Here is a 16,123-nt window from a genome sequence, read left to right on the forward strand (position 1 = left end):
AACCGGGCTTTAGCATTTTGGCACATGCCGCTAGAGGCAGCGCCCATGAACGATCTCGATCAACTACGCAGCGCGGCACTCGCCGCAATCGAGGGTGCCGCCGATGGCGATGCGCTCGAAAGGCTGCGCGTGGAATATCTCGGCAAGCAGGGCTCGATATCCGGCCTGCTGAAAACGCTCGGCAAGATGACGCCGGAAGAGCGGCAGGTCGAAGGCCCGAAGATCCACGGCCTGCGCGAAGCGGTCACCGGTGCGCTCGCGACCCGCAAGGACGCGCTCGACAGCGCCGCGCTCGAGGCGCAGCTGGCGCGCGAGGTGATCGACCTGTCCTTGCCCGCGACGGGTCATCGACGCGGGACGATCCACCCGGTCAGCCAGGTGATGGACGAACTCGCGGAGATTTTCGCCGACATGGGCTTCTCGGTCGCCACCGGTCCCGAGATCGAGGACGACTGGCACAATTTCACCGCGCTCAACATGGCGGAAACGCATCCGGCGCGGGCCATGCACGATACCTTCTATTTCCCCGACGCGGATGCACAGGGAAGGCGGATGCTGCTGCGCACGCACACGTCCCCGGTGCAGATCCGCAGCATGGTGGAGCAGGGTGCGCCGATCCGCATCATCGCGCCGGGCCGCGTCTACCGTTCCGACAGCGACGCAACGCATACGCCGATGTTCCACCAGGTCGAAGGCCTGGTGATCGACAAGGGCATCCACCTCGGCCACCTCAAATGGACGCTGGAGACTTTCCTCAAGGCATTCTTCGAGCGCGACGACATCGTGCTGCGCCTGCGCCCTTCCTATTTCCCGTTCACCGAACCATCGGTCGAAGTCGATGTCGGCTGGCAGGATGTGACTGGCCCCAATGGCTCCCGGCGCGTTCTGGGCGGTGACGGCGATGCCCCCGGCCACGGCTGGATGGAATTGCTCGGCAGCGGCATGGTCAATCGCCGCGTGCTCGAATTCGCGGGCGTCGATCCGGACGAGTATTCGGGCTTCGCCTTCGGCGTCGGTGTCGACCGGCTCGCCATGCTGAAATACGCGATGGACGATTTGCGGGCCTTCTTCGACGGCGACCAGCGGTGGCTCGACCATTACGGGTTCGATCCGCTCGATGTCCCGACCCTGTCCGCCGGCGTGGGAGCGAAGGCATGAAATTCTCGCTCGAATGGCTGAAGCACTTCCTCGACACCGATGCCTCGGTGCGGGAGATCGCCGCCACTCTGAACCGCATCGGGCACGAAGTCGAAGGCATCGAGGACCCGGCCGACAAGCTCGCCGGGTTCCGCGTTGCGGAGGTTCTCACCGCTGCGCCTCATCCCGATGCCGACAAGCTGCAAGTGCTCACCGTCGATACGGGCGAAGGCGATCCGCTGCAGGTCGTGTGCGGTGCGCCCAATGCGCGCGCCGGCATGAAGGGCGTGCTCGGCCTGCCGGGCGCGGTCGTTCCGGCCAACGGCATGGAACTGCGCAAGAGCGCGATCCGCGGCGTCGAATCGAACGGCATGATGTGCTCTGTGCGCGAGCTCGAACTGGGCGACGAGCACGACGGGATCATCGAACTGCCGGAAGATGCCCCGGTCGGCGAAGCCTTCGCCGAATACCAGGGCACCAGCCCCGTTCTCGACGTGGCGATCACGCCCAACCGCCCCGATTGCATGGGCGTGGCGGGGATCGCGCGCGATCTCGCGGCAGCAGGTCTGGGTACGTTCACGCCGGTCGCGGCGCCGGAGATCACGGCCGAGGGCGCTTGTCCGGTCGAAATCCGCACCGACGATCCGGAAGGCTGCCCGGCCTTTTACGGGCGCGTCATCCGCGGGGTCGACAACACCGTGTCCTCGCCCGAGTGGATGCAGCAGCGCCTCATTGCGGCGGGCCAGCGACCGATCTCTGCGCTGGTCGATGCGACGAACTACCTGATGCTGGCTTTCGGTCGCCCGGCTCACGTCTACGATCTTGCAAAACTGACCGGGGCCGTGGTCGCGCGGCGCGCCAGGGATGGCGAACAGGTCGAAGCGCTGAACGAGAAGACCTACACGCTCGACGATAGCATGACGGTCATCGCCGACGAGGCGGGGGTGCACGACATCGCCGGGATCATGGGCGGCGAGCATTCGGGCGCGACCGAGACGACCACCGACGTGCTTCTCGAGATTGCCTATTTCGATCCCGAAAGGATCGGCGTGACCGGCCGCAAGCTGGGCCTTGCCTCGGATGCGCGCACCCGCTTCGAACGCGGTGTCGACCCGGCCTTCCTCGACGATGGTCTCGCGATCCTGACCGACCTGATCGTGCGCACCTGTGGCGGCAGCCCGAGCGAGGTCGTGCGCGCCGGTTCGCCGCCGAGCGAGCCGAAGGTCGTCGCCTTCGACCCGGCGAAGACCGCCAGCCTCGGCGGGATCGACATCGCGGAGGGCGAGCAGCGCCGCATCCTCGAAAGCCTGGATTTCTCGGTCGGTCCAAATTGGCAGGTCACCTGTCCGTTGCGCCGCCACGACATCGAAGGCCCTGCCGACCTGGTCGAGGAAGTGGTTCGCATCCACGGCCTCGATGCGGTCGAAAGCGTACCCCTGCCGCGCGCGGACGGCGTCGCCCGTCCGACCGCCACACCCCAGCAGGCGCTCGAGCGCAAGCTGCGCCGTGCCGCCGCAGCGCAAGGCCTCGACGAAGCCGTGACATGGTCCTTCCTGCCGACCGCGGATGCCGAACATTTCGCGGACGGCACCGCACTGTGGGTTCTCGACAACCCGATCAGCGAGGACATGAAGGCCATGCGCCCCTCGCTCATCCCGGGCCTGCTTGCGGCTGCCAAGCGCAACGCCGATCGCGGGTCGGACGGATCGAGCTTGTTCGAAGTCGGACGCCGTTACTTCCGCAAGGCCGACGGGTCGAGCGACGAGAAGCCGACGCTGGGCGTGGTGCTCGCAGGCGAAAAGACCGCGCGCGGCTGGCAACAGGGCAAGGCGCGGGCTTACGATGCCTATGACGCCAAGGCCGTTGCGACGGCGCTTCTGGAAGCAGCCGGTGCGCCGGTCGCGAACCTGATGGTGATGGGCGAGGCCGGAGAGCAGTTCCATCCGGGCCAGTCGGCGACCTTGCGGCTCGGCCCCAAGAACGTGCTCGCCCGCTTAGGCGCGCTCCATCCGGCAACGCTCAAGGCGTTCGACGTCGACGGGGCGGTCATGGCGGTCGAGATCTTCCTCGATGCGATCCCGCCGAAGAAGAATGCCGGCTTCGCGAGGCCGACCTACGATCCGCCCGCATTGCAGGCCATCACCCGCGACTTCGCCTTCCTTGTACCGGCCGGGCTTGCCGCGGGCGATCTCGTGCGCGCGGTCAAGGGCGCGGACAAGCAGGCCATCACCGATGCCCGCGTGTTCGATGTCTTCGCGGGCGCCGGTGTTCCCGAGGGCATGAAGTCGATCGCTGTCGAGGTCACGCTCCAGCCTGGCGACAAGAGCTTCAAGGACGAGGAGATCAGGGCGATCTCGGACAGGATCGTCGCTGCGGCGGCCAAGCAGGGTGCGGAGTTGCGCGGATGACCAGAACGGCTTTTGTGACCGGCGCGACAGCCGGCATCGGCGAGGCGACGGTGCGGGCGCTGGTCGCGAGCGGCTGGCGGTGCGTGGCGACCGGACGCCGCAAGGAAAGGCTCGACGCGCTGGTCGGCGACCTCGGCGCGGACAAGGTTCACCCGGCGGTATTCGACGTGCGGGACGAGGCCGCGATGGATGCCGCCATAGCCGACCTGCCCGATGGTTTCGCCGACATCGACCTGCTGGTGAACAATGCTGGCCTCGCACAGGGCCTCTCGCCCGCGCAGGAAGCCGACCTCGACGACTGGCAGACCATGATCGACACGAACGTGACGGCCATGGTGCGATTGACGCGCAAGCTGCTGCCCGGCCTGATCGAGCGCAAGGGCGCGATCATCGCGATCGGGTCGGTCGCGGGCAGCTACATCTACCCTGGCGGCAACGTCTACGCAGGCTCCAAAGCCTTCGCCAATCACTTCACCCTCGCTTTGCGGGCGGACCTGCACGGCACCGGCGTGCGCGTGACCAGCATCGAGCCGGGCATGGTGGAAACCGAGTTCACCACCGTGCGGACCGGCAGCCGGCAGAAGAGCGACGAGTTCTACGCCGGCACCCATCCGATGACCGGTGAAGATATCGCCAGTACCATCCGCTGGATCGCCGAACTCCCGGCGCATCTCAACGTCAACCGGATCGAGCTGATGCCGGTAACGCAGGATTTCGCCGGCTTTCGCGTAGCGCGCGACTGATCGAAGATAGTCACGATGACCTCCGAACGCCGTACCTTCGCGATCATCTCGCACCCCGACGCGGGCAAGACCACGCTGACCGAGAAGCTGCTGCTGACCGGCGGCGCTATTCATCTCGCGGGCGAGGTCAAGGCGCGGGGGCAGGCGCGCCGTGCGCGCTCCGACTGGATGAAGATCGAGCAGCAGCGCGGCATCTCGGTTACTTCGAGCGTGATGACCTTCGAGCGCGACGGCATCACCTTCAACCTGCTCGACACCCCGGGGCACGAGGATTTTTCCGAAGACACCTATCGCACGCTGACCGCGGTCGATTCGGCGATCATGGTGCTCGACGCGGCGGCGGGTATTGAGCCGCAGACGCTGAAGCTGTTCGAGGTCTGCCGCCTGCGCAGCGTGCCGATCATCACCTTCATCAACAAGATCGACCGCGAGGGGCGCGACGCCTTCGAACTGCTCGACGAGATCGCCGAAAAGCTCGCGCTCGACACCTCGCCGATGAGCTGGCCGGTCGGCATGGGCGGCCTGTTCGAAGGGGTCTTCAACTTCGAGACGAAGCAGCTCCACCTGCCCGAGGGCGACGGCAAGGAATATCGCGGCAAGACCGTGCAGACGGACGGAGCGGAAGACCCGAAGCTGGCCGAATACCTCTCCGCCGACGGGGTCGAGCGGGTGGCGGAGGAAGGGCTGCTCGCGCGTGAAGGCTATCCGGAATTCGATTTCGAAGCCTATCGCAACGGCGACCTGACGCCGGTCTATTTCGGCAGCGCGCTGAAGGAATTCGGCGTCGAGGCGATCATCGACGCGATCGCGAAGTACGCGCCCGCGCCGCGCCCGCAGCCGGCCGAGGGCGGCGAGATCGCGCCGGACCGCGAGGAGGTGACCGGCTTCATCTTCAAGGTCCAGGCGAACATGGACCCGAACCACCGCGACCGCATCGCTTTCATGCGGCAGGTCTCGGGCACGTTCAAACGCGGCATGAAACTGACCCCGTCTGGCCTCGGCAAGCCGATCGCGGTGCATTCGCCGATCATGTTCTTCGCGCAGGACCGCGAGATCGCCGATACGGCCGAGCCGGGCGACATCATCGGCATCCCCAATCACGGGACGCTGCGCGTGGGCGATACCCTGTCCGAAAAAAACGAGGTGCGCTTCACCGGCCTGCCCAATTTCGCGCCGGAAATCCTGCGCCGCGTCCAGCTCAAGGATCCGACCAAGACCAAGCAGCTCAGGAAGGCGCTCGACGATCTGTCCGAAGAAGGCGTTATCCAGGTTTTCTACCCGGAGCTCGGCGCGCAATTCATTGTCGGCGTGGTCGGCCAGCTGCAGCTCGAAGTGCTCATCAGCCGCATGGAAGCCGAGTACAAGGTGGAAGCGGGCCTCGAAGCCTCGCCCTTCGCCACCGCGCGCTGGGTCAAGGGACCGGATGCCGCGATCAAGCAGTTCGAGAGCTTCAACCGCGCCAATCTCGCGCGCGACCGGGACGGCGATCTCGTCTTTATGGCCAAGAGCCCGTGGGACGTGAATTACCAGGCGGAAAACAATCCCGAGCTGACCTTCTCGGCAACGAAAGAACGGTAGCTTGCGGCGCGCGTCCGGTTTGTCCATGAAACGCGCATGACGACCACCGGCCCTACTTCGCAGACCTTCATCTCGCAGCGGATGAAGCTCAACTATTTCGACTGGGGCAATCGCGGCAAGCCGCCGCTGGTGCTGGTGCACGGCGGGCGCGATCATGCGCGCAGCTGGGACTGGACGGCCGAGGAGTTGCGCGACGACTGGCACGTGGTGGCGATGGACCACCGCGGGCACGGTGACAGCGACTGGGTCAGCGACGGCAACTACCAGGCGAGCGACATGGTCTACGACCTTGCGCAGCTCATCCATCAACTCGGCGTGGGGCCTGTCACCATCGTCAGCCACTCGATGGGCGGCAATGTCTCGCTGCGCTATGCCGGCATCTTCCCCGACATGGTCAGGAAGATCGTGGCGATCGAGGGGCTGGGGCCAAGCCCCAAGCGTCAGCAGGAAATGCGCAGCAAACCCTATCCCGATCGCGCGCGCGAATGGATCGAGAAGAAGCGCAAGGCTTCGGGCCGGATTCCGCGCCGCTACGAAAGCATCGAGGCCGCCTTTGCGCGCATGATCGAGGAAAACAGCTATCTCACCGAAGAGCAGGCGCGCCACCTGACGATCCACGGCGTGACCCGCAACGAGGACGGCACCTACAGCTGGAAGTTCGACCCGCATCTCAATGTCTGGCCGGTCGAGGACGTGGCCGACGACTTCATGCACCAGACCTGGTCGGCGATCACCGCGCCTACCTTGCTGCTCTACGGCTCGGAAAGCTGGGCCTCCAACCCGGAAGGGGACGGGCGGCTCGACCATTTCGTCAACGCCGAGGTGATCGAGTTCGAGAAGGCCGGGCACTGGCTCCACCACGACCAGTTCGACCGCTTCATGCAGACCCTGCGAGATTTCCTCTAGACCGGAGCTTCCCTGATGGCCGAATTCTTCGAAGCGCTGGACGACAAGCACATCGCGATGATCGCGAAGCAGCCGGTCTTCTTCGTCGCCACGTCCGCTCCGATCGGCCGGATCAATCTCAGCCCCAAGGGCTATGACGCGTTCCGCGTCCTTTCACCCAAGCGGGTCGCCTATCTCGACCTGGGCGGATCGGGAAACGAGACGCACGCGCATCTGGCAGTCGACGGGCGGATCACGCTCATGTTCTGCAATTTCGAAAGACCGGCGCTGATCCTGCGGATTTACGGCCGCGGCGTTCCCGTCCTTCCGCAGGACGAGGGATGGGAAAAGCTTGCCGCGCATTTCGACCTGCTGCCGGGAACGCGCCAGATATTCGTCATCGATGTCGAGACGGTGCAGACAAGCTGCGGCTGGGGCGTGCCGTTCATGGAATTCGAGCGCGAGCGCGATACGCTCAAGAAAGCGCATGCGCAGGCCGATCCGGCCGAATGGGAAGCCAAGATGGCGCTGCGCACCAGCAGCATCGACGGATTGCCGACCCGTGCGACCGACCGATATATTTCGGGGAAATAACAATGCGCTCGGCGGTTGAAGCTCCTGCGTGGAACTGACTTTCGCCAGCTACAACATCCACAAGGCCGTGGGACTCGATCGCCGCCGCGATCCCGAACGGATATTGTCCGTGCTGCGCGAGATCGATGCCGACGTCATCGCCTTGCAGGAAGTCGACCGGCGGATCGGCCAGCGTGCCACCGTGCTCCCGCGCGCTCTGCTCGACGATACGCCGTGGAAACCGGTACGCGTGGCCAAGCGACCGCGCAGTCTCGGCTGGCACGGCAATGCCATCCTCGTCAGGCGCGACATCGACGTAATCGATTCCGAACCGCTCGACCTGCCCATGCTCGAACCCAGGGGTGCGGTCTGCGCGGACCTGTCGATCGAGGGCAAGCCGCTGCGCGTTATCGGTATGCACCTTGACCTCTCGGGATTGCGTCGCAGCGACCAGATCAGGGCAGTTCTCGATCACATCGAACGGGGGCAGCGCGGCCACCCCACAGTGATCCTGGGCGATTTCAACCAGTGGGGGCGGACCACCGGGGCGATGAAGGCATTCGGCGACGGCTGGACGATGCTTGCACCCGGCAAGAGCTTTCCCAGCCGCCAGCCGCTCGCCCACCTCGACCGGATCGTAGTCTGCGACCGGTGCGAGACGCTGGAGACTGCCGTGCACCATACCGCGCTCTCGACGGCGGCATCGGATCACTTGCCCATCTATGCGCGGCTGCGAGTTGCCTAATTCATAGGCGAACGCCTGCAAAATAGGCAGTTATGCTAATTCCTGTTTAACTTTTGATGCGGAATCGCATGGAATCCGGCCAAAACCGATTCTGGCACGCCTCTTGCTGCATGTGCGAAGCCGGGAACGGGTCCGGCCAGTAGAAAGGGGCAGGGATGAAATTCATCATCGCCATTATCAAGCCATTCAAGCTCGACGAGGTGCGTGAAGCGCTCTCGGGCATCGGGGTAGCGGGCATGACCGTATCCGAGGTCAAGGGTTTCGGTCGCCAGAAGGGCCAGACCGAAATCTACCGCGGCGCCGAATATTCGACCAACATGCTTCCCAAGGTGAAGCTCGAAATCGCTGCGGCCGACGATCTCGCGCCGCAAGTGGTCGAAACCATCCAGCAGACCGCCAGCACGGAATCGATCGGAGACGGCAAGATCTTCGTTCTCGACCTTGCTTCGGCGACGCGCATCCGGACCGGCGAGTCCGGCGACACCGCGCTTTGAGGGGGACCAGCACAATGATCCGCACAATTTCGACCAATCCGGCCACTCGCCTTGCTGCCCGGATGACCGTGGCCGGGACGGCGCTGTTCGCCGCCGGCGCAGCCTACGCGCAGGAAGGCGGCGTCCCGATCGAGGCCGCCACCGAAACCGCGACCGAAGCGGCTGCCGCCGTCGCCAATCCCGGCAACAATGCCTGGATGATGACCTCGACCCTGCTCGTTCTGCTGATGATCCTGCCGGGCCTGGCATTGTTCTACGGCGGCCTGACGCGCTCCAAGAACATGCTCTCCACGATGACGCAGATCGGCGCGACCGCCTGTCTCGCCATGCTCGTATGGGTGATGTGGGGCTATTCGACCGCCTTCGGCCCCGAAGGCAATGCCTTCTTCAGCTGGGGCAATCTGTTCCTGTCGGCGAGCACGTACGAAAGCACGGCCGCGACATTCTCCGACGAGGTCATTTCCGAATTCGTCTTCATCAGCTTCCAGATGACCTTCGCGGCCATCACGGCGGCGCTGATCCTGGGCGCGACGGCGGAACGCATGAAGTTCTCCGCCGTGATGCTGTTCGTGCCGATCTGGCTGACGATCGTCTATTTTCCGATCGCTCACATGGTCTGGGCAGGCGGCGGCTTCCTGTTCGAGAAGGGCGCGCTGGACTTTGCCGGCGGCACCGTCGTCCACATCAACGCCGGTGTTTCCGGGCTGGTGCTGGCCTACATGCTCGGCAAGCGCCGCGGCTATCCAACCGAGCCCATGCCGCCGCACAGCCTGACGCTGACGCTGGTCGGTGCCGGCCTGCTGTGGGTGGGCTGGTTCGGCTTCAACGCCGGCTCGGCACTCGAGGCTGACGCCTTCGCCGGTCTCGCCATGCTCAATACCTTCGTTGCGACTGCAGCGGGCGCGCTCACCTGGATGGTGATCGAGCGGCTGTCCGGTCACAAGGGTTCCGCCCTCGGCTTTGCTTCGGGCATCATCGCGGGCCTCGTTGCCGTGACCCCGGCGGCGGGCAATTCCGGCCCGTTCGGCGCGATCCTGCTCGGCATCGTCGCCTCGGCGGTCTGCTACGTCTTCGTCGCGAAGATCAAGGCGAAGTTCGGCTACGACGACTCGCTGGACGCTTTCGGCATCCATGGCATCGGCGGTATCGTCGGCGCGATCGGTACCGGTCTCGTCTACCAGCCGTTCCTCGGCGGGCCGGGAGACGGTTCGACCGCGCTCGCCAGCCAGCTCTGGGTGCAGACCGAAGGCGTGCTCGTGACGATCGTCTGGGCCGCTGTCGGCACCGCGATTGCCGCTTTTATCGTCAAGATGGTGACCGGCCTGCGTGTCTCGGAAGAAGACGAGGTCAACGGCCTCGACATCGCCGAACACGGGGAGCGCGCTTACAACTGATTGTACCAGCTTGGCGGGTCCGGGGCTTTCCTCTCCTCTCCACCCCGGACCTGCCTACCGATGTTCCTCCTGCGAACACCGACTTTGATGGGCCGGAGCCAGCCGCTCCGGCCCCTTTTTTGCGTGTTGCGCAGATGCGACACCAATTTAGCGGATTGACCCGTCGACCGCAGTGTAAACTTGCGAAAACCCGCAGAAATCGGCCATTTTCCTCGGGGGATTGCATCACGGAGGGATCGGATGAGCCGGCGCGCGCCGACGGTTTCCGGGCGATCGAGATGGCGGCCACCATGGCCGGCAAGCCGTTCTACCTGCGCTGCGGCTACGTGGTGGAGGCCGAGTGGGAAGACACCAATGGCGAGGTTCCGGTCCCGCTCGCCACCATGGCCAAGACCCTTCAGGAATAACGCAAAAGGGCCAGCGCGGTGACTGCCACCGCAGCCAGCCACAGCGCGACGACGAACAGCAGACCCGCGATCGATTGCGGCCGTTCGGCCAGCTGCGCGGCGCTTGCGCGCAACTCGTCCATCAGCGGATCGGGAATCAGGCGGACAACCAGCCAGATGCCGGCTGGCACGGTCACGAGGTCGTCGAGGAGCCCCAGCACCGGGATGAAATCCGGGATCAGGTCGATCGGCGAGAATGCATAGGCAGCGACCGCGCCGGCCAGCAACTTGGCGGCGATCGGTGTGCGCGGATCACGCGCAGCCAGCCATAGCGCGAGCGCGTCGCGCTTGAGCCGGCGTGCTGCCTCCTTGAGGCTAGCCAGCCAGGATGTCCTTGATGAAGGCGGCGCAGCGTTCACCGATCATGATCGAGGGCGCATTCGTGTTGCCGCTCACCAGGCGCGGCATGACCGAGGCGTCTGCGATCCACAGCCCATCGACATCGCGCGAGGCGAGTTCGGTATCGACGACGGAGGCTTCGTCCGAACCCATCCGGCAAGTTCCGACCGGGTGATACACGGTATCGGCGCGGCTGCGGATCAGCTCGTCCAGCGCATCGTCGTCGTAGAGATCGATCGGGTAGCGGTCCCGCGGCTGGTAATTCGCCAACGGCGGCGCATCGACGATCCGGTGCGACAGCCGGACGCCCGCGCGCATGACGGCCATGTCGCGATCGTCGTCGAAGAAGTTGGGATCGATGCGCGGTGCGTCGGCGGCATCGGCGCTGTTGAGGGTCACCGTCCCACGGCTTTCCGGTCGCAGGACGCAGGCATGGAGCGAGAAGCCGTGGCCCTTCACCTGCTCGCGGCCGTGGTCCTCCAGCATGGCGGGCACGAAGTGCCATTGCACATCGGGTGCGGGTGCATCGTCCATCACCTTCCAGAAGCCGCCAGCCTCGGCGAAACACGTGGTCATGGCACCGGTGCGCTTGCGGCGATGTTCCACCAGCGCGGCTGCCATCTTGAGCGTTCCGGCAAGGCTGCTGCCGAAGAAGTCCTTGCTCTGCGTCTCCCAGCTCGAGACATAGTCGATATGGTCCTGCAGGTCCGCGCCGACCGACGGGCGATCGGCAACGACTTCGATGCCGTGTTCCTTGAGATGTCCTGCCGGGCCGATCCCCGACAGCATCATGATCTGCGGCGAATTGAAAGCGCCCGCGCTCAGGATTACGCCGCCGCGTGCATGGATCACTTCGCGCTTGCCGCCCCGGCGGATCGCGACGCCGCTCGCGCGGCCATCCTCGAACACGATTTTCTCGACCAGCGCATCGGTCCGGATGTCGAAATTCTTCTTGCCGCGTAGCGGCTCGACATAGGCTCGCGCAGCCGACCAGCGCTCGCCATTCTTCTGCGTCACCTGGTAGAGGCCGAAACCGGCCTGGCTCTCGCCGTTGAAATCGGGGTTGCGCGGAAGCTGAAGCGTAGCGGCGCTTTCGACGAATGCGGTGCTGCCCGGGTTCGGGCTACGCTGGTTGCTTACCCGCAGTGGGCCGTTCGAGCCGTGATAGGCATTCGGCCCGCGCTCGTTATCCTCGGCCTTCTTGAAGAACGGCAGCACGTCGTCATAGGCCCAACCGTCGCAGCCGAGCGCGGCCCAGTTGTCGTAATCCCAGGCATTGCCGCGGATGTAGACCATGGCGTTGATCGCGGACGAGCCGCCGAGCCCGCGCCCGCGAGGCTGGTAGCCGGTCCGGCCGTTCAAGCCCTTCTGGGGGACGGTTTCGTACCGATAGTTCGACTTGTCGCCGATGAAGGGCATGAAGCCCGGCGTCTTGACCCGGAAATTGTCGTTGCGCCCGCCGGCCTCGATCAGACAGACCGACAGCTTGCCGTCTTCCGCGAGGCGTCCAGCCGCCGCGCTCCCGCCGCTGCCGCCGCCGATGACGATGAAATCGAATGTCGCCAATGCTCTCTCCTTACCCGGATCAGGCTAGGCGGCGCGTCCGCGTCCTGCAATCGGGTTTTCGGCTGCAACCGGATCTTCGGCCACCTGGCGGCTCGCCAGCCAGCGCGCACGGATGGTGTCGGAGGTGTCGCGGCTGCCGTCATGCGTCCAGCCGGGTTCGCGCAGCAGGTAGGATAGCTTGTGCTTCCAAGGGGCGCGCCAGATGTCCTGCGCCATCCCGATCCATTCGTGGAAGACTGACCACAGCAGGTTGAAGCTGCCGAGCTGCCTGACGATCCCGTAGCGAATGCGTTCTTCGTCGGGGCGCTCCTCCTCGAAGGTGCCGAACAGGCGGTCCCAGACGATGAAGACACCGGCGTAGTTGCGGTCGAGGTAGCGCGGATTGGTCGCGTGGTGGACGCGGTGGTGGCTCGGCGTGTTCATCACCGCTTCGAACCAGCGCGGCATCTTGCCGATCGCCTCTGTGTGGATCCAGAATTGGTAGATCAGGTTGAACCCGCCGCAGATGGCGATCATCACCGGGTGGAAACCGAGCAGGACGAGCGGCAACTTGAATGCCAGGCCCAGCGTGAACGCCCCGGTCCATGTCTGCCGCAGCGCGGTCGACAGGTTGTAATGCTGGCTCGAGTGGTGATTGACGTGGCTCGCCCAGAACCAGCGGATGCGATGGCCGGCGCGGTGGACCCAGTAATAGGCGAGGTCGTCGAGCACGAAGCACAGCGGCCAGGCCCACCAGACCGTCCACCATTCGCGACCGAAGTCGAAAATCCGCCATTCCCAGGCAGCGAAAAATACGAGAATCGCGAACCCGCCGAACAGCACGCCGGCGACCGTGCTTCCGAGACCGAAGGCAAGACTGGTGAGCGTGTCCCTGGCTTCGTAGGCGCCGGGCTTGCGTTTCCACGCCCAGAGCATCTCGACCAGCACGAGCAGGACGAAGCCGGGCACGGCATAATCCACGGGCGAGAAATCAGGCATCGTGGCTCGTACCTATCGCCGAAACCGCCTGAACCCAAGCCGAAGCGCCTTCGTCCAGGTCGAGCGTGACCGTCCCGTATCGTTTCTCGCCGGTATCGAGGACCAGTTTCTCGCCGTCGATCCGGGCCTTCGCCCCAGGCGTCAGGATCCGTCCTGCGAAATGCGCGCCATGCTTCTTCAGCACCAGCACCCGGCCCCGGGCATCGCGCAGAAGCGCAGCCTCGCCACTACGAGAAACGGCAGCATCAACCGGAGAAAACCCGTGCTCGACCTCGTTGGCGATGTCGCGCGCGTGGCCGGCATCTTGGATCGAAGCGTCGTTCCCAAGCCTCAGTCGCGCTGCGATCCACGCCAGCACCAGGATCGCGATCAACGACCCGGCGAACTGGAGCAGCGCGCCGGACATGAGGCTCACCTGCCCGCGCGGCTCGCCAGCATGTCCATGGCCGGCCGCACCGGCGTGACGTCGTAGCCCGCGGCTGCGGCCTGCGCCGCGATCTCGTCCGGGTTGCGACCCTTGCGGGCCTGGACAAGGCTCCACAGCAGCGTCGAACGCGTGCCGGACCGGCAGTAGGCCAGCACCTTGCCTTCGGCACCGTCGAGCGCCTGCTCCATCGCTTCGATCTGCGGTTCGCTGAAGCCGCTGTGAGTGATCGGGATGGCGGTGAAGGTCAGGCCGCGCTCGGCGGCGGCTTCGGCCATTTCTTCATGGGTGGGCTGGCCGGCGTCCTCGCCATCCGGGCGATTGCACACCACCAGCGTGACGCCCCGGGCCTTGGCCTCGTCGAGATCGGCCAAGCCGATCTGCGGGCTCGCAATCACCTGTTCGTCGATGACGTGGAAATCGCTCATGCGGAAGCCTCCTTTTCGCGGGCGATGCGCCGGCGCCGGTTGCGCTGGACGATGTTCAGGATCTCGACCCCGACGGAGAAGCCCATCGCGGCGTAGATGTAGCCCTTGGGCACGTGGAAACCGAAGCCGTCCGCTATGAGAACCAAGCCTATCATCACGAGGAATGCGAGCGCCAGCATCACCAGCGTCGGGTTCTTCTCGATGAAATTGGCGAGCGGATCGGCCGCGACCATCATGATGCCGACGGTAATGACAACTGCGGCGACCATGATCGGGATCTCGTCGGTCATGCCGACCGCGGTCAGGATCGAATCGACGGAGAAGACGATGTCGATCGCGACGATCTGGGCGATGACCGCGCCGAAGGTCGCCTTCACGGCGTCGGCCGTGCCGGGGGTCTTGTCGAGCAGGTCGCCCGAATCGTCCTCCGGCTCCATCGAGTGATGGATTTCCTTGGTCGCCTTCCACAGCAGGAAGAAGCCGCCCGCCAGCAGGATCAGGTCGCGCCCGGAAAAGGCCGTCTCGAAAGTGGGCTCGCCAGTGTATTCGTTTTGCCCGCCTTGGAAGCCCAGGTCGAACAGCGGGGTCTGCAGGGTCACGATCCAGCCGATCAGCATCAGCAGCCCGATGCGCATGATCAGCGCGAGCGACAGGCCGATGCGGCGCGCTTTCTGCTGCTGGTGCTCGGGCAGCTTGTTCGAAAGGATCGCGATGAAAATGAGATTGTCGACGCCGAGCACGACTTCGAGCGCGATGAGCGTCAGCAGCGCCAGCCAGGCGGCAGGGTCGCTCAGCAATGCAATGATGGTGTCCATCGGCACTCGATGCCGCCCGCCACGCGCCGTTGCAAGCAAGTTCGGCTGCGGCACGGATTATGCGAAAATGTCACAAAATCGCGCCACTAAAGGCGGGATTGTTAAATAATTCGCGTCAAGTGCTTTTTAGCGCTATGCAAGGCGTTTGTGAGGCGGGGGACGCAGCATCTTGCATGCCCTTGCCGTGGCTGGCCGCGTTGTCGCCCGGGCCGGTCGCGATCGAACGAGCGGGCGACACGACAAGGTACGAATAGACTTATGGGTTACGATAAAGGGCGGCGGCGCGGGCGGGACAAGCGCGACGGTTTCGGTGAAGACAACTTCGATCCGTTCGGCGGCGGCGGCGGCGGCGATTTCGGGGGCGGCCGCGACTTCGGTGGCGGTGGCGACCGCTTCGGCGGCGGTGGCGGCGGAGACCGGTTCGGCGGCGGCGGCGATCGTTTTGGTGGCGGTGGCGGCGGTGGCCGCGGCGGCTTTGGTGGCGGCGCCCCGCGTGGCGGCGGCGGTGGCGGTGGCGGCGGTTTCAACCGCATGCCCGCACAGGTCGTCGGTACCGGCAAGGGCACGGTGAAATTCTTCAACGGCCAGAAGGGCTTCGGCTTCATCCAGCAGGAAACCGGCGGTGAGGACGTGTTCGTTCACATCAGTGCGGTCGAGCGGGCCGGTCTCGAAGGTCTTGCCGAAGGGCAGGAACTCGAATTCAATCTGGTCGATCGCGGCGGCAAGGTGTCCGCGCAGGATCTGCAGATCGTGGGCGACGTCATCCCCGTCGAACAGAGCGGTGGTGGCGGCGGCAGCGCCGGCGGCCCTCGTGGCGGTGCTCCGCAGCGCGAGCTTACGGGCGAGAAAGCAACCGGCACGGTCAAGTTCTTCAACGCGATGAAGGGCTTCGGCTTCCTCGTCCGCGACGATGGCCAGCCCGATGCGTTCGTGCACATCAGCGCAGTCGAGCGGTCGGGCCTGCAGGGCATCAACGAAGGCGAACGCTACGAGTTCGACCTCGAAGTCGACCGACGAGGCAAGCATTCGGCGGTCAACCTCGTGCCTGTCGAGAGTTGACGGCCCGGCTTGCCAGCCGCCGCTAGGGGCGGCACAAGCCAGCACTGAATTGACGGGTGGCGGCTCCCTTGCGGGGTCGCCATTTGTCGTTTGCCCCTTTGCAAAGATTTA

At 65.1% G+C, this 16,123-nt stretch carries 17 protein-coding genes; 11 read left to right on the plus strand and 6 right to left on the minus strand.

All coding sequences use genetic code 11. The annotated features are described in order from the left end of the window. Positions 1-45 precede the first annotated feature (45 nt). From pheS to GRI48_RS14435, 10 genes are all read left to right on the plus strand, one after another. Positions 46-1,158, plus strand: a complete 1,113-nt coding sequence (gene pheS, locus GRI48_RS09250; protein ID WP_160674438.1) for a phenylalanine--tRNA ligase subunit alpha — start codon at positions 46-48, stop codon at positions 1,156-1,158. Continuing rightward, positions 1,155-3,545 (plus strand): phenylalanine--tRNA ligase subunit beta, encoded by a 2,391-nt coding sequence (pheT, locus tag GRI48_RS09255; protein ID WP_160674441.1) that lies wholly within the window; start codon positions 1,155-1,157, stop codon positions 3,543-3,545. The genes pheS and pheT overlap by 4 nt, the downstream gene beginning before the upstream one ends. Next, entirely contained in the window at positions 3,542-4,288 is a 747-nt protein-coding gene (locus GRI48_RS09260; RefSeq protein WP_160674444.1) for an SDR family NAD(P)-dependent oxidoreductase, read from the plus strand. Before pheT ends, GRI48_RS09260 begins: the two co-directional genes overlap by 4 nt. Before the next feature lie 15 nt (positions 4,289-4,303). After that, positions 4,304-5,866, plus strand: a complete 1,563-nt coding sequence (locus GRI48_RS09265) for a peptide chain release factor 3 (RefSeq protein ID WP_160674447.1) — start codon at positions 4,304-4,306, stop codon at positions 5,864-5,866. A 36-nt stretch (positions 5,867-5,902) separates the two neighbouring features. Beyond that, positions 5,903-6,772 (plus strand): alpha/beta fold hydrolase, encoded by an 870-nt coding sequence (locus tag GRI48_RS09270; protein WP_160674450.1) that lies wholly within the window; start codon positions 5,903-5,905, stop codon positions 6,770-6,772. 15 nt (positions 6,773-6,787) lie between these two features. Then, positions 6,788-7,345 carry a pyridoxamine 5'-phosphate oxidase family protein gene (locus GRI48_RS09275; RefSeq protein WP_160674453.1) on the plus strand — a complete coding sequence of 186 codons (558 nt, stop codon included), beginning with the start codon at positions 6,788-6,790 and terminating at the stop codon, positions 7,343-7,345. 28 nt (positions 7,346-7,373) lie between these two features. Further along, positions 7,374-8,069 (plus strand): endonuclease/exonuclease/phosphatase family protein, encoded by a 696-nt coding sequence (locus GRI48_RS09280; RefSeq protein ID WP_160674456.1) that lies wholly within the window; start codon positions 7,374-7,376, stop codon positions 8,067-8,069. Between the two features lie 155 nt (positions 8,070-8,224). After that, on the plus strand, positions 8,225-8,563 hold the full coding sequence (locus GRI48_RS09285; RefSeq protein ID WP_160674459.1) for a P-II family nitrogen regulator: 339 nt from the start codon (positions 8,225-8,227) through the stop codon (positions 8,561-8,563). Positions 8,564-8,577: 14 nt separating this feature from the next. Next, entirely contained in the window at positions 8,578-9,957 is a 1,380-nt protein-coding gene (locus tag GRI48_RS09290; protein ID WP_237451793.1) for an ammonium transporter, read from the plus strand. Positions 9,958-10,235: 278 nt separating this feature from the next. Next, positions 10,236-10,364, plus strand: coding sequence for a hypothetical protein (locus GRI48_RS14435; protein ID WP_272916737.1), 129 nt, complete (start codon positions 10,236-10,238; stop codon positions 10,362-10,364). On the opposite strand, the gene GRI48_RS09295 is transcribed toward GRI48_RS14435, so the two are convergent. The 6 genes from GRI48_RS09295 to GRI48_RS09320 are packed head-to-tail and all read right to left on the minus strand — an operon-like array spanning position 10,355 to position 14,953. After that, a complete protein-coding gene (locus GRI48_RS09295) occupies positions 10,355-10,762 on the minus strand; it encodes a YkvA family protein (RefSeq protein ID WP_337190796.1) in 408 nt (135 codons plus the stop codon). The two genes, GRI48_RS14435 and GRI48_RS09295, sit on opposite strands and share 10 nt — an antisense overlap. Next, positions 10,719-12,308, minus strand: coding sequence for a GMC family oxidoreductase (locus tag GRI48_RS09300; protein ID WP_160674462.1), 1,590 nt, complete (start codon positions 12,306-12,308; stop codon positions 10,719-10,721). The genes GRI48_RS09295 and GRI48_RS09300 overlap by 44 nt, the downstream gene beginning before the upstream one ends. Positions 12,309-12,332: 24 nt before the next feature. Then, positions 12,333-13,286: a sterol desaturase family protein gene (locus GRI48_RS09305; RefSeq protein WP_160674465.1), complete on the minus strand. Its 954-nt coding sequence runs from the start codon at positions 13,284-13,286 to the stop codon at positions 12,333-12,335. Continuing rightward, entirely contained in the window at positions 13,279-13,692 is a 414-nt protein-coding gene (locus tag GRI48_RS09310) for a hypothetical protein (protein ID WP_160675629.1), read from the minus strand. Before GRI48_RS09310 ends, GRI48_RS09305 begins: the two co-directional genes overlap by 8 nt. A gap of 5 nt (positions 13,693-13,697) precedes the next feature. After that, positions 13,698-14,138 carry a protein tyrosine phosphatase family protein gene (locus GRI48_RS09315; protein ID WP_160674468.1) on the minus strand — a complete coding sequence of 147 codons (441 nt, stop codon included), beginning with the start codon at positions 14,136-14,138 and terminating at the stop codon, positions 13,698-13,700. Next, a complete protein-coding gene (locus tag GRI48_RS09320) occupies positions 14,135-14,953 on the minus strand; it encodes a TerC family protein (protein ID WP_160674471.1) in 819 nt (272 codons plus the stop codon). Before GRI48_RS09320 ends, GRI48_RS09315 begins: the two co-directional genes overlap by 4 nt. Positions 14,954-15,211: 258 nt before the next feature. Here GRI48_RS09320 and GRI48_RS14440 point away from each other — a divergent pair, with 258 nt between their 5' ends. After that, the gene (locus GRI48_RS14440) at positions 15,212-16,012 is read left to right on the plus strand and encodes a cold-shock protein (RefSeq protein WP_160674474.1); all 801 of its coding nucleotides are present in this window, start codon (positions 15,212-15,214) and stop codon (positions 16,010-16,012) included. Positions 16,013-16,123 lie beyond the last annotated feature (111 nt).

The sequence above is a fragment of the Qipengyuania oceanensis genome (genome assembly GCF_009827535.1).
Lineage (GTDB): Bacteria > Pseudomonadota > Alphaproteobacteria > Sphingomonadales > Sphingomonadaceae > Qipengyuania_C > Qipengyuania_C oceanensis.